Below are 13,702 nucleotides of genomic sequence, written 5' to 3' on the forward strand. Positions count from 1 at the left end.
CGGAAACTCAGCGCAATTTCGGCTCTTGGAATGGCGGAAGGCGAGTAACCCCCTTAAATACACTGCAAAACCAATTGTGGGAGGGGGCTTGCTCCCGATAGCGGTGCATCAGCCAGTTTATCTGCCACTGACCCACCGCCATCGGGAGCAAGCTCCCTCCCACATGTTCAGCTTCCACACTTTGAGCTATGCCAGCCTCGATAGATCAGCGCAAGGTCGGGCCCTGGAAGCCCATGTACATGGCCAACTTCTCGGCCACGCTGGCGCCCAGCTTCTTCGAGAAGCGATCAAACGGCGACTCCTCAACGGTGAAGTCGACCAGCTCTTTCTCGCCGATCACGTCGCGTGCCACCGAACTGGCACTGCCAAGACCGTCGATCAAGCCCAGCGGCAACGCCTGCTCGCCCGACCACACCAGCCCGGAGAACAGCTCCGGGTGGTCCTTATCCTTCAGACGATCGCCACGGCCCTGCTTTACGCTGGCAATGAACTGACGATGGGTCGTGTCCAGAACCCCCTGCCAGAACTGGGTTTCATCGGCTTTTTGCGGCTGGAACGGGTCAAGGAACGACTTGTGTTCACCGGAGGTATAAGTGCGACGCTCCACACCCAGCTTCTCCATGGCGCCGACAAACCCGTAACCGGCCGCGGTCACACCAATCGAGCCCACCAGGCTGGCCTTGTCGGCGTAGATCTGATCAGCCGCGCTGGCGATGTAATAGGCACCCGAGGCGCCCAGGTCGGCGATCACCGCGTAGAGCTTGGTATCCGGGTGCAACGCGCGCAGGCGACGAATTTCGTCGTACACATAACCCGACTGCACAGGGCTGCCGCCCGGGCTGTTGATACGCAGAATCACGCCTTTGACCTTGGGGTCTTCAAACGCAGCACGCAGGCTGGTGACGATGTTGTCGGCGCTGGCGGATTCCTTGTCGGCAATCACCCCGCGCACTTCGATCAAGGCCGTGTAATTGTTGCCACGGGTAGCGCTTTTTTCCATGTCCATCAGTGGGCTGAACAACGCCAGCATGCCGAGCAGGTACACGAACGTCAGCAATTTGAAGAAGATCCCCCACCGCCGCGAACGGCGCTGCTCCTGCACGCTGGCCAAGAGCGTCTTCTCCAGCAGCTTCCAGCTTTTATCATCGCCACGGTCGGCCGTTTCAGGCGCTTTCCACTCATCACTCATGCCATTAACCCCAGCAAAGACTTATTGGGCCTGGTTGAGCCAGGCCTGCAGTTCGGAAAAATGATCAATCGTCAGCCGGGGCTCGTAGTGCTGCAAGGCCTCGGCAGCCTGGGCACCGTAGCTGACCGCCACACTGTGCATACCGGCGTTGCGCGCCATCATCAGGTCGAAGGACGCGTCGCCCACCATCAGTGCCTCGCTCGGCGCTACGCCGCAGTGCGCCATGATCTGCTCAAGCATCAGAGGATGAGGCTTGCTGGCGGTTTCATCCGCCGCGCGGGTGATGTCGAAATAATCTTCAAAGCCATGGGCCTTGAGTACCCGGTCAAGCCCGCGACGGGCCTTGCCGGTGGCCACAGCCAAGTAATAACCGTCGGCGCGAAACGCCTCCAGAGATTGCCTTACGCCGTCAAACAGCGGCGAAGGCTCAGCTTCCAGCGCGATGTAGTGATCGGCGTAGTGCTGACGAAACGCTATCAGCGCTGGCTCGTCGATTGCCGGGTACAAGGTGCGGATCGCCTCAGGCAAACCCAAGCCGATGATGCCCTTGACCGCCAGGTCGCTGCACAACGCAAAGCCGGAACGGGTCGAGGCCATGTGCATCGACTCGACGATCCGACCAATGGAGTTCGCCAGCGTACCGTCCCAATCAAAAATCAGCAGCTTGTATTCACGGTGCGACACTCAAACGCTCCACGGTCTTGGCCCACATATCATCGACCGGGGCCTGCAGCTTCAGCTCACCGCCATCGGGCAGCGGCACCGTCAGCATGTAAGCGTGCAAAAACAGGCGCTTACCGCCGAGGTCGCGAATCTCTTTGGAGAAATCCTCGTCGCCGTACTTGGTGTCGCCTGCAATGCAGTGGCCTGCGTGCAGGGTGTGCACGCGAATCTGGTGAGTACGGCCGGTGACCGGCTTGGCCTCAACCATCGTGGCGAAGTCGCCAAAGCGGCGCAGCACTTTGAACAGGGTCAGGGCTTCTTTGCCCTCCTCGTCCACTTCGACCATACGCTCGCCGGAGCGCAGGTTGCTCTTTTGCAACGGCGCGCGAACGCTCTTGATCGAACTTGCCCAATTACCCCGCACCAGCGCCATGTAGCGCTTGTCGACACCATCGCCACGCAGCGCGGTGTGCAGGTGGCGCAACATGCTGCGTTTTTTGGCAATCATCAACAGGCCGGACGTGTCACGGTCCAGGCGATGCACCAGCTCCAGCTCTTTGGCATCCGGGCGCAACTGACGGAAGGCTTCAATTACCCCGAACGTCAGGCCGCTGCCGCCGTGTACCGCAATGCCGCAGGGCTTGTTGATCACGATCAGTTTGTTGTCTTCGAACACAATCGACGCCTCAAGGCGCTGCAACAGGCCTTGGGCGAGTGGCACCGGCTCGTCACGTTCAGGCACGCGAACCGGCGGCACACGGACGATATCGCCCGCCTGCAGCTTGTACTCGGGCTTGATGCGCCCCTTGTTCACGCGCACTTCGCCTTTACGCAAAATGCGGTAAATCAAGGTCTTGGGCACGCCTTTGAGCCTGGCCAATAGAAAATTATCGATGCGTTGGCCGGCATATTCCGGCGAGACCTCGAGCAGCTGGACGCTGGGGGTCTGGGGGGCGGTAGTCGTCATGGCGGCGATGATAACAATTTTTTATGGAATTGAAGCACTTAATCATTGCTGCTATAGTCGCGAACGCCGTCAAAAGCGGCCTGGACAGAGGACTTGCGGCAAACTGCCGGCCCTGACCATCGCAATTCATCAGGACGCGAGGCCGTCCTACGGGGCTTTCGCCACCTTGGGAGGCTCGGGATTGTAACGAGCGCAGGTGACATGAGGCCTGAAGCGAGTGCAAAAAGCAGAGTAAATACTCGCCTTTTGCGCCGATATTTACGGCCAGTTCACAAAGTGCAGTCAGTCTTGAGCCAGACCATGGCGAATGCTTCGGAAACAACGCCTGTTAAGAGCTGAGTGCGAGCGCAGTCGCCCACATTCAGTCTTGTTTAGCCATGAGCGTGAACTCCCCATTGGAGAACACGGTAAATGCCAACCCGCTGCGGATTCTGCGCGCGGCAGCACCCGAATTATCAGGGATACGTGTAGGGTGGAGATGCACAACCGTCGGACTGTGTAGCACTAGGCTTATATTTAGACGCTTCATCTCGTCCACAGTCGCCGGTTGATTCCTCCTCCTGACCTTAGCTTTTGTTGAAGTGGTGCCTTTGTCACCACCGCTAACAAGCAGGACGCGTCCGTCGCGATACCGGCCCCTATTGGCGGGTTTTGCTGGACACTGGAGTGGCCAACCACTCTTGACGCACCTGACACCGACCGTGAGAAGTCGTGTGTGCCGAACGCCGTTTCCGGCAGCCCGGAAACCGACGGTACAACATGAAAAGAATGCTGATTAACGCAACCCAACCCGAAGAGTTGCGTGTTGCACTGGTAGATGGCCAACGCCTCTACGACCTGGACATTGAATCCGGTGCACGCGAGCAAAAGAAGGCCAATATCTATAAAGGCCGTATTACTCGCATCGAACCAAGCCTTGAGGCTGCCTTTGTCGATTTCGGCTCCGAGCGCCACGGCTTCCTGCCCCTCAAAGAAATCTCGCGCGAATACTTCAAGAAAGCCCCTGAAGGCCGCGTGAACATCAAGGACGTCCTGACCGAAGGCCAGGAAGTTATCGTTCAGGTCGAAAAAGAAGAACGTGGCAACAAGGGCGCTGCCCTCACCACCTTCATCAGCCTGGCTGGTCGCTACCTGGTGCTGATGCCGAACAACCCGCGTGCAGGCGGTATTTCCCGTCGCATCGAAGGCGAAGAGCGCAACGAACTGCGTGAAGCGCTGAACGGCTTGATCGCACCGGCCGACATGGGCCTGATCGTGCGCACTGCAGGCCTTGGCCGCAGCAGCGAAGAAATGCAGTGGGACCTCGACTACCTGCTGCAACTGTGGACCGCTATTAAAGAAGCGTCCCTGGACCGTTCCGCGCCATTCCTGATCTACCAGGAAAGCAACGTGATCATCCGCGCCATCCGCGATTACCTGCGCCAGGACATCGGCGAAGTGCTGATCGACAGCGTTGAAGCGCAGGACGAAGCCCTGACCTTTATCCGCCAGGTGATGCCGCAGTACGCCAGCAAGATCAAGCTGTACGAAGACAGCGTTCCGCTGTTCAACCGTTTCCAGATCGAAAGCCAGATCGAGACCGCCTTCCAGCGCGTGGTCGAACTGCCTTCCGGCGGCTCCATTGTTATCGACCCGACCGAAGCCCTGGTGTCCATCGACATCAACTCGGCGCGCGCCACCAAAGGCAGCGACATCGAAGAAACCGCCCTGCAGACCAACCTGGAAGCGGCTGAAGAAATCGCCCGCCAGCTGCGCCTGCGTGACATCGGCGGCCTGATCGTGATCGACTTCATCGACATGACCCCGGCCAAGAACCAGCGCGCCGTGGAAGAAAAAGTCCGCGAATGCCTCGAAGCCGACCGTGCCCGCGTACAAGTCGGGCGCATCTCGCGCTTCGGCCTGCTGGAAATGTCGCGTCAGCGCCTGCGTCCATCCCTGGGCGAGAGCAGCGGCATCGTCTGCCCGCGTTGCAACGGCACCGGCATTATCCGTGACGTTGAATCGCTGTCCCTGGCGATCCTGCGCCTGATCGAAGAAGAAGCGCTGAAAGACCGCACCGCCGAAGTCCGCGCGCAAGTGCCAATCCCGGTTGCAGCCTTCCTGCTCAACGAAAAACGCAACTCGATCACCAAGATCGAACTGCGCACGCGTGCCCGCATCGTCATCCTGCCGAACGATCACCTCGAAACGCCGCACTTCGAAGTGCAGCGCCTGCGTGATGACAGCCCGGAAGCGCACACCAACCAGTCCAGCTACGAAATCGCGGCTGCCGCTGCCGAAGTCGAAGAAGTTCAGCCAGCCGCCGCGACCCGCACCCTGGTTCGCCAGGAAGCAGCCGTGAAGACTGCCCCGGCTCGCGCCAATGCACCCGTGCCTGCTGAAGTAGCAGCGCCGGTTGCCGCACCGGCCGCCCTGCCTGAGCCAAGCCTGTTCAAAGGCCTGGTGAAGTCGCTGGTCAGCCTGTTCGCCACCAAAGAGGAGCCTGTTGCTCCGGTCGTGGTCGAAAAACCGGCCTCCGAGCGCCCAGCGCGCAACGAGGAGCGTCGCAACGGTCGTCAGCAAAGCCGTAACCGCAACGGCCGCCGTGACGAAGAGCGCAAGCCTCGCGAAGAACGTGCACCGCGTGAAGAACGCGCGCCACGTGAAGAGCGTGCACCACGCGAAGCCCGTGAAGAAACGCCGGTTGTAGCGCGCGAAGAACGTGCACCGCGTGAAGAGCGCGCTCCCCGCACCCCACGTGCCCCACGTGAAGATCGCAAGCCGCGTGGCGAGCGTGAAGAACGTGTACGTGAGCTGCGCGAGCCGCTGGACGCCGCACCGGCCGTCGCTGCCGAAGCCACCACCGAAGAACGCCCGGCTCGCCAGCCGCGCGAGGAACGCGCCCCACGTGAAGAACGCCAACCGCGTGCACCGCGTGAAGAGCGTCAACCACGCGCAGAGCAAGCTGCTGCCACCAGCGACGAAGAAGAAGTACTGACCGGCGAAGAGCAACTGCAGGATGACGGCCAGGACAACGCCGAAGGCGATCGTCCACGCCGCCGCTCCCGTGGCCAGCGTCGTCGCAGCAACCGTCGTGAGCGTCAGCGTGATGCCAATGGCAATGTGATCGAAGGCTCGGAAGAGTCCGGCGAGCACACAGAAGCCGAACCGACTGGCGCCGAACTGGCTGCTGGCCTGGCCGTTACTGCTGCCGTTGCCAGCTCGGTGATCAGTGCACCCGCTGAAGCCCAAGCTCACGAGCAAGCTGAACGTGCTACTGCATCTGTTGAAGAAACGGCTGCGGTAGAAGCGCCAGTCGCGCAAACGCCAGTGGTTGAAGCGCCTGTGCTTGAAGCCCCAGCGGTTGAAGCACCTGCGTTTGAAGCCCCAGTGTTTGAAGCAGCCGTTGTTGAAGCCCCCGTTGTTGAAGCGACTACCCCGATCGAAGCCCCAGCGGCTCCGGAAGTGGAAGTTGCACCGGTTCGCGATGCCCAACCCGAAGTGGAAGTGGTAGCTGTTGAGCCTGCACCGGTGGTTGAACCTCAGCCAGTGGTTGAAGCGGCTGTTGAAGCGCCGGTTGTCGAAGAAGCATCCCCGGCAGTGCGTGAAGTTCGCGAAGAACAGACCGCCTTCCAATGGACTGCCGAGCCAGCCGCTCCGGTTGAAGCACCAGCCCCTGCCCCAGTGGTAGAGGAAGCGCCTGCACCGGTTGCCGAAGTGATTGAAGCCGCTCCGGCTGTGGTTGCCGAGCCAGCGCCAGTGGTCGAGGCGCCGGTGGTTGCTGAAGTCGCCGCGCCAGTGGTTGAAGCCGCGCCTGCCAGTGCCCTGACCGAAAACGGTCGTGCGCCGAATGACCCACGTGAAGTGCGTCGCCGTCGCAAGGAAGCTGAAGCAGCCGCTGCTGCCGCTGCTTCTGCACCGGCGGCTGCCGAAGTGATCGAGGCGCCAGCCCCGGTTGCTGAAACAACGGCTGAGCATAAGGCTGAGGAAGCAGAGCACGAGCCTAAACCGCTCGTCTGATTCCAGACGCTACTAAAAAGCCCCGCCTGAGTGATCAGGCGGGGCTTTTTTATAGCCGGATGTTTCAGATTGGCGCGAAATCCAATAAGTGCGGCACATCCACATCCCAAAGCACGCCGGGATCTTCCACCCGCACTTCATGCACCGTCGTCTGTGCAAACAACGGCCTGGCCCCACGATCGCCCGTCAACGCCATTAACGCTGGCCCGAACGCGCGACCAAACGCAACCGGGTGCCCATAGTGGCCAGCGTGCACCGGCACGTTGATGCCTTCCAGGTTCACCAACACTCGCTCAATGCTCGCCGGCAAAATAAACGGCATGTCCCCCAGCACCACCAGCCAGCCATCACTTGAGCCACTGGCCGCGACGGCGGCCGCAATGCTGTCGCCCATGCCATGCGATTGCAGCAGCAATACTTCGCAGCCGTAAGCCTGTGCCAAGCGAATCACTTCATGCCGGTGCGGTGAGGTAACCACCCAGCGCTTTACGACCTGCGCCGGCAGGTTCAACAACACCTGCTCGATGACCGGCCGCGTGGCGCCATCGCGCCCTACACAATCGGCCAGCAGCTTGTCTGTATCCGCTCCCGCCTTAGCCCTGAAACGACTGCCCTGCCCTGCCGCCAGCACAATTGCGGTGACGCTCATTGCGCCAGCACCGGCTGCGGTTTTTTCTGCGTGGGCGCCACGCCATTCTTGATCGCGACGATTTCGGCCATCAGCGACAGCGCAATTTCCGCTGGGGTGTGGCTGCCGATGTGCAAACCGATCGGCCCATGCAAACGTGCAATCGCCTCGGCCGATAAACCCAGCTCGGCGAGGTTCTCCCGGCGTTTTTGGCTATTGACCCGCGAGCCGAGGGCGCCGATGTAGAACGCCGTGGAGTTCAGCGCCGTCAGCAGCGCCATATCGTCGAGTCGCGGGTCATGGGTGAGGCAGACAATGGCCGTGCGCTCGTCGGTCTGGATATTCAACACCGCCTCATCCGGCATGCCCGGCACGAAGCGGCCGTGCTGCTCTTCCCAGCCATAGACGAACTCTTCACGCGGGTCACAGATCAGCACTTCGAAATCCAGCAACCGTGCCATTTCAGCCACGTAGCGTGATAACTGCCCGGCGCCGATCAACAACAGGCGCCAGCGCGGGCCGTAAATGGCCCGCAGGCGTTCGCCGTCGAAGCTCACAACATCGGTCTTGCTCGCGACACTCAGGCTGACGTCGCCGGTGCCCACGTCCAATTCGCGCGCGACGATTTGATGCGCTTCACAACGCTGCAACAGCTCCTCGACCCAGCGCCAGTCGCCCACCCGCTCTTCTGTGAGGCGCAACGTGCCGCCGCAAGGCAGACCAAAACGCGCGGCCTCATCGCGGGTGACGCCGTAGGTCACCAGTTGCACAGGTGGCCCATCAGCAGGCAAGCGACCGTCCTGCAACCGTGCGATCAAGTCATCTTCGATGCAACCGCCCGACACCGAGCCGATCACCACCCCGTCGCCGCGCAAGGCCAGCATCGCACCCGGCGGGCGCGGCGCGCTGCCCCACGTCTGAACCACGCTGTACAACACCACTCGTTCTCCGGCGCGGCGCCATTCGAGCACGCTGCGCAGGACATTCAAATCCACACTGTCCATCAACACTCCTGCAGGCGATGCCGCGTCAATACGGCGGGCTAATCAGTCTTGGAACGAGCTGGCCGCTGTGAGTTTCATCTAATGGAAACGCTTGAAGACATGACTCAATGTAAATCAAAACGCTCAAAAGTGACCGACCAGAAACGCAAACGCCCCGAACAGGTCGGGGCGTTTGCAGCGTTTCAGGTGCTATTCACACCATCAGCGTATTACTTGCTGACAGGTGCAGGGCCTTCGGCCACGCCCAGGTCATCTTCTTCACGGGTGTCGGAGATACCGCGACCACCGGAAGCCAACTCTACCTGCAGCTTGTCTTCGTCCAGCTCCTTGACCCACTTGGCCACAACCAGGGTAGCAACAGCGTTACCCACCAGGTTGGTCAGCGCGCGGGCTTCGGACATGAAGCGGTCGATACCCAGGATCAGCGCCAGGCCGGCAACCGGCAGGTGGCCAACAGCCGACAGGGTCGCAGCCAGCACGATGAAGCCACTACCGGTCACGCCAGCCGCGCCTTTGGAGGACAGCAGCAACACCAGCAACAGGGTGATCTGGTGGGTGATGTCCATGTGCGTGTCAGTCGCTTGGGCGATGAACACGGCAGCCATGGTCAGGTAGATCGACGTACCGTCGAGGTTGAAGGAGTAGCCGGTCGGGATCACCAGGCCTACTACGGATTTCTTCGCGCCCAGACGCTCCATTTTGATCAGCATGCGTGGCAGTGCAGATTCGGACGAGGAAGTACCCAGTACGATCAACAACTCTTCACGGATGTAGCGGATCAGTTTCAACACGCTGAAACCGTGCGCGCGGCAGATGGCGCCCAGCACCACGACCACGAACAGCACGCAGGTGATGTAGAAGCAAATCATCAACTGGCCCAACTGCACCAACGAACCTACACCGTAGGCGCCGATGGTGAACGCCATGGCGCCCAGGGCACCGATTGGCGCCAGTTTCATGATCATGTTGATGATGTTGAACATCACGTGTGCGAAACGATCGATGAAGTCCAGTACCGGCTTGCCGTAGGCACCCAGGCGGTGCAGGGCAAAACCGAAGATCACCGAGAACATCAGCACTTGCAGAATATCGCCGGTAGCGAATGCGCCCACGATGGTGTTCGGGATCACGTTAAGCAGGAAGCCAACAATGCTCTGGTCTGCACCGGCAGTCACATAGGCCGCGACTTTCGAAGCGTCCAGGGTAGCCACGTCGATGTGCATGCCGGCGCCCGGTTGCACAACGTTGACGACGATCAGGCCAATCAGCAGCGCGATGGTGGACACTACTTCGAAGTACAGCAGCGCGTAGCCGCCGGTTTTGCCAACCGACTTCATGCTTTGCATGCCGGCGATGCCGCTGACAACGGTGCAGAATATGATCGGGGCAATGACCATTTTGATCAGTTTGATAAACCCGTCACCCAGTGGCTTGAGGGCCACGCCGGTTTGCGGGTAGAAGTGACCGAGCAAAATACCGATTACGATTGCGACGATCACCTGGAAATACAGGGATTTGTAGATTGGCTGACGAGTCGTCATTGCAAGTTTCCTCAATCGTCCCGTGTGGCAAATATCCGCCATTGCCCACGGCACTTGAATTGCGAACCCTCCTGCACTGGAGGGATTTGTTGTTTGCGAGACCTGTAGGATAGAGCCTGCGCTGTAATCTTTATCGCAAACGCCGTGCCACTTCGCTGAAAATGGCTGAAGGCCTTTAGACATCAGGGCTAGAGGCTTCCAGGGCCGCTTGATCGCACACGACAAAGTGGCGGAATTCCGCCAGGCGAACCGATCATGTCCAATAATTTGGCGGTTATCCGCCTTGAAGAAGGCTCTGGGGCGCGGCTTACTATTTTATAGCGTATTCCCACAGGGCCTGCGCCGGTCGCTGACTTGTGGCAGTGGGGTTGTTGTGGCGCGCCGCTCGCCACAAAAAGAATGCGGTCAGGCGGCGGGGAAGTGAATCTTGAACGCTGCGCCACCCAACGGCGAATCGCCGAGGGTCAACGTTGCGCCGTAGCTTTCGATGATGTCTTTGACCACCGCCAAACCAATCCCCTGCCCCGGATGCTGGCGGTCCAGTCGCTCGCCACGTTGCAGAATCCGCGCGCGCTGGTCAGGCGGCACGCCAGGGCCGTCATCCTCGATATACAAATCCGAGCTTTCGAGGTCTTCCACTACGCTGATGCGCACTTCGCTCAAGCACAGGCGGTAGGCGTTTTCGAGCAAGTTGCCGAGCATTTCCAGCAAGGCGCCCTTCTCGATGGGCACATAACACTCCGGCGGCAGCTCGACGTTAATGGTCACGCGCTTGTCGCGGTAGACCTTGTCCAGCGTGTCGCACAGGCTTTGCAGCACGGGCTCCAGACGCACCTGGTGGCGCACCAGGCCGCTTTTGCGCAAGCTGGCGCGCTGCAACTGGTAACCGATCTGCTGGCTCATGCGTTCGATCTGCGACTGCAACACCCAGGCTTGGCTGCGCTCTTGCGGGCGCTGGGCCATGTCTTCGCTGACGCCCTGCAACACCGCCAGCGGAGTTTTCAGGCTGTGGGCCAAGTCGTCGAGGGAGTCTCGGTAGCGCGCCCGTTGCTCGCGCTCGCTGTGCAACAGGCGGTTGAGGGAACCGGTAAGCCGCAAGAGTTCACGAGGGTGTTCTTCGGTAAGGCTTTCGCGGGTGCCGCCTTCGATTTGGTCAAGCTCCTGGCTCAAGCGTCGCAGGGCTTGCAGGCCCCAGGTCAAACCCAGCCACAACAGCGTCAACAACACCAGCAAGGCGGCGCCGAACCCCAGGTAGAGGTTTTCGCGCAGGCCTTCGAGGGTCGTCAGGTATTCGCGCACCGGTTGCAGGGCGACGATACTGAACGCGGCGCTCTTGCCGCCCAGCAGCTTGACCTCTACGTCATAGGCGAAGAACTCCTGGCCGCTGGCCTCGCGAATGCGTGCGAACTCGTTGCCGCGTCCGTCGTAGCGCGGTTTGTAGTTGATGTTCTCTTCGCGGGTCGCGCGCGAACGCCATACCAGATGGCCTTCACGGTCGTAGATGTAGCCGAGCAGCCGGCTATCGGCGAGGTTGAAGCGTTCGTCGGGCAACTGCGCCGGCATCACCAAGCGGTTGTTTTCAACGCGCGCGGCAGAAATCAGGGTGGTCACGTCCGACGCCAGGCGCTGCTCGATGGAATCCTGCAGCGCCAGGCTGAACGCACCTTGCATGGCGGGCAGCAAGCCCAGCATAAACAGCACGGCCAAGGTGGCAGCCGCGAGCATCAAGCGCACACGTAACGAGCGAATCAACGGCAGCGCTCATTGAACAGGTAACCCAAGCCGCGCACGGTGTCGATCGGCTTGAACCCGGCCGGACCTTCCAGCTTGCGGCGCAGGCGACCGACCAGCACTTCAATGACGTTCGGGTCACGCTCGTCGTCATCGGGGTAGAGCTGCTCCATCAAGCGGTCCTTGGCGACCACCTGTTGATGGTGGCGCATTAAATACTCGAGAATTCGGTACTCGTAAGCGGTCAGCGCCAACGGCTGCTCATCCAGCGACGCTTGCTTGCGGTTGAGGTCCAGCAGCAACGGCCCGGCGACGATGGTGGACTGGGTGAAACCGCTGGAGCGGCGCAGCAAGGCATTCATCCGCGCCTCCAGTTCTTCGAACTGGAACGGCTTGACCACGTAGTCGTCGGCACCGGCGGCCAGGCCTTCGACCTTGTCCTGCCAGTTGCCGCGCGCGGTAAGGATCAGAATCGGAAAGGTCTTGGCCTGGGCGCGCAGTTGCCGGATCAGGTCCAGGCCGCCCATGCCGGGCAGGCCCAAGTCGATGATGGCGAGGTCGTGGTTGAATTGCCCGGTCTGGTACAAGGCTTCCTCGGCATTGGCCACGGCTTCGACCACGTGCCCACTGTCGGTAAGGCGGGTCAACAGGTGATGACGCAACAGCGCCTCATCTTCCACCACCAGCAATTTCATAAGGCTCTCCAAGGCAATTCAACTGTCCGACTGAGGGGTATCATAGCGGCCCTGCAAGTCTTGCGGGCGCAGTTTAATGCCATTGTATTGGCCCGTCAGGTGTTCGTAGCCGGTGCGGTAGTCTGGTTGTGGGCCGGTTTGCCCCAGGGACTGCCCCCACGGCGCGGCTTGACTGCCCGCATCTTCGAAGCTGACACGCTGGATCAGGGTGCTGGTTTTTTTGCTTCTCTCGCTGCCAAAGCCCGAAAACGTGGCGTCCGAAGCCTGCACGCCCGCCGTAGCGCTGAGCATGGTCAACGCCAACATCAGCTTTTTGATCGCAGTCATGGTGCTTACCTCTGTGCGTTTGCCGGTTGCAGCCAGACTACGCAGACGCCCCTGAACTCCCCCTGAACGGGCTCTGAACCGCACCTGAACCGTAATGGGCTATCCAGCGGCACGCCAACTCGGCAAAATACCGCGCATGACGCCTCTACCCGCTTGCTGCACCCCACTCGATACCCGTTGGCCACTGCCCGTCCCGCTACCTGGCACGGTGTTTGTGAGCACTCGATTCGACCCGGCCTTACTGGCCGCCGATGACTTTCAGCGCAGCGCCGTGCCGCCACCGGCCAGCATCCAGCGCTCGGTGGCCAAGCGTCAGGCCGAGTTCCTGGCGGGACGCGTGTGCGCCCGCGCGGCGCTGCAACAGTTGGATCAGCTCAATTGCATACCGCCCATCGGCGAAGACCGTGCGCCGGTGTGGCCTGCGCACATCAGTGGCTCCATCACCCACAGCACCGGGCATGCGGCGGCGATTGTCGGGCGTAAAGCGCAATGGCGCGGGCTGGGAATGGACCTGGAAAATGTGCTGCCGCTGGAACGGGCGGAGCGCCTGGCCGGGGAAATTCTTACCACAGACGAACTGCAACGCATGGCGAGCGTGCCGCGCGAGCAGATTGCCTTGCTGGTGACGCTGACGTTTTCGGCCAAAGAAAGCCTGTTCAAGGCGCTTTACCCGATTGTGCAGAAGCGCTTCTACTTTGAGCATGCCGAGGTGGTGGAGTGGTCACACAGCGGCCATGTGCGGCTGCGGTTACTCACAGACCTGTCTGCCGAGTGGTGCCCCGGCACAGAGCTGGCCGCACAATTTGCGGTGAATGGGGAGCAGTTGTTGAGCCTGGTGGCTATTGGCGCCTGATACACCGCTATCGCGAGCAAGCCAGCGCTGATCAAACCAAGCCGAACTCAGTCAACTGTGGGAGCGGGCTTGCTCGCGATTGCGGTGTGTCAGACACGTATTTTT

The 13,702-nt window shown here is 60.7% G+C and carries 11 protein-coding genes; 2 read left to right on the forward strand and 9 right to left on the reverse strand.

The window, feature by feature from the left end; translation table 11 throughout:
- Positions 1 to 205: 205 nt before the first annotated feature.
- From F0169_RS11740 to rluC, 3 genes are read right to left on the reverse strand one after another with little or no spacing between them, the layout of a single operon-like run.
- Positions 206 to 1,189, reverse strand: a complete 984-nt coding sequence (locus tag F0169_RS11740; protein ID WP_058414083.1) for a S49 family peptidase — start codon at positions 1,187 to 1,189, stop codon at positions 206 to 208.
- A 21-nt stretch (positions 1,190 to 1,210) separates the two neighbouring features.
- Entirely contained in the window at positions 1,211 to 1,873 is a 663-nt protein-coding gene (locus tag F0169_RS11745) for an HAD-IA family hydrolase (RefSeq protein ID WP_172979415.1), read from the reverse strand.
- Complete coding sequence (rluC, locus tag F0169_RS11750) at positions 1,860 to 2,819, reverse strand: 23S rRNA pseudouridine(955/2504/2580) synthase RluC (RefSeq protein WP_058414085.1); 960 nt, start codon at positions 2,817 to 2,819, stop codon at positions 1,860 to 1,862. The genes F0169_RS11745 and rluC overlap by 14 nt, the downstream gene beginning before the upstream one ends.
- A gap of 759 nt (positions 2,820 to 3,578) precedes the next feature.
- Between rluC and rne the strand changes: the two genes are divergently transcribed.
- The gene (rne, locus tag F0169_RS11755; RefSeq protein WP_152746624.1) at positions 3,579 to 6,818 is read left to right on the forward strand and encodes a ribonuclease E; all 3,240 of its coding nucleotides are present in this window, start codon (positions 3,579 to 3,581) and stop codon (positions 6,816 to 6,818) included.
- Between the two features lie 64 nt (positions 6,819 to 6,882).
- Here rne and F0169_RS11760 read toward each other — a convergent pair whose 3' ends face one another.
- From F0169_RS11760 to F0169_RS11785, 6 genes are all read right to left on the reverse strand, one after another.
- Positions 6,883 to 7,467, reverse strand: coding sequence for a nucleotidyltransferase family protein (locus F0169_RS11760; RefSeq protein ID WP_152746625.1), 585 nt, complete (start codon positions 7,465 to 7,467; stop codon positions 6,883 to 6,885).
- Positions 7,464 to 8,450, reverse strand: a complete 987-nt coding sequence (locus F0169_RS11765; protein ID WP_152746626.1) for an XdhC family protein — start codon at positions 8,448 to 8,450, stop codon at positions 7,464 to 7,466. Before F0169_RS11765 ends, F0169_RS11760 begins: the two co-directional genes overlap by 4 nt.
- A 209-nt stretch (positions 8,451 to 8,659) precedes the next feature.
- Positions 8,660 to 9,991, reverse strand: a complete 1,332-nt coding sequence (locus F0169_RS11770) for a dicarboxylate/amino acid:cation symporter (RefSeq protein ID WP_058414089.1) — start codon at positions 9,989 to 9,991, stop codon at positions 8,660 to 8,662.
- A gap of 405 nt (positions 9,992 to 10,396) precedes the next feature.
- Complete coding sequence (locus F0169_RS11775) at positions 10,397 to 11,743, reverse strand: ATP-binding protein (RefSeq protein ID WP_152746627.1); 1,347 nt, start codon at positions 11,741 to 11,743, stop codon at positions 10,397 to 10,399.
- Positions 11,740 to 12,417, reverse strand: a complete 678-nt coding sequence (locus F0169_RS11780) for a response regulator transcription factor (RefSeq protein ID WP_003214228.1) — start codon at positions 12,415 to 12,417, stop codon at positions 11,740 to 11,742. Before F0169_RS11780 ends, F0169_RS11775 begins: the two co-directional genes overlap by 4 nt.
- An 18-nt stretch (positions 12,418 to 12,435) precedes the next feature.
- Positions 12,436 to 12,744, reverse strand: a complete 309-nt coding sequence (locus F0169_RS11785) for a hypothetical protein (RefSeq protein ID WP_152746628.1) — start codon at positions 12,742 to 12,744, stop codon at positions 12,436 to 12,438.
- 136 nt (positions 12,745 to 12,880) lie between these two features.
- Between F0169_RS11785 and F0169_RS11790 the strand changes: the two genes are divergently transcribed.
- Complete coding sequence (locus tag F0169_RS11790) at positions 12,881 to 13,597, forward strand: 4'-phosphopantetheinyl transferase family protein (protein WP_152746636.1); 717 nt, start codon at positions 12,881 to 12,883, stop codon at positions 13,595 to 13,597.
- Positions 13,598 to 13,702 lie beyond the last annotated feature (105 nt).

Origin of the sequence: Pseudomonas kitaguniensis, assembly GCF_009296165.1 — a bacterium.
Classification (GTDB): domain Bacteria; phylum Pseudomonadota; class Gammaproteobacteria; order Pseudomonadales; family Pseudomonadaceae; genus Aquipseudomonas; species Aquipseudomonas kitaguniensis.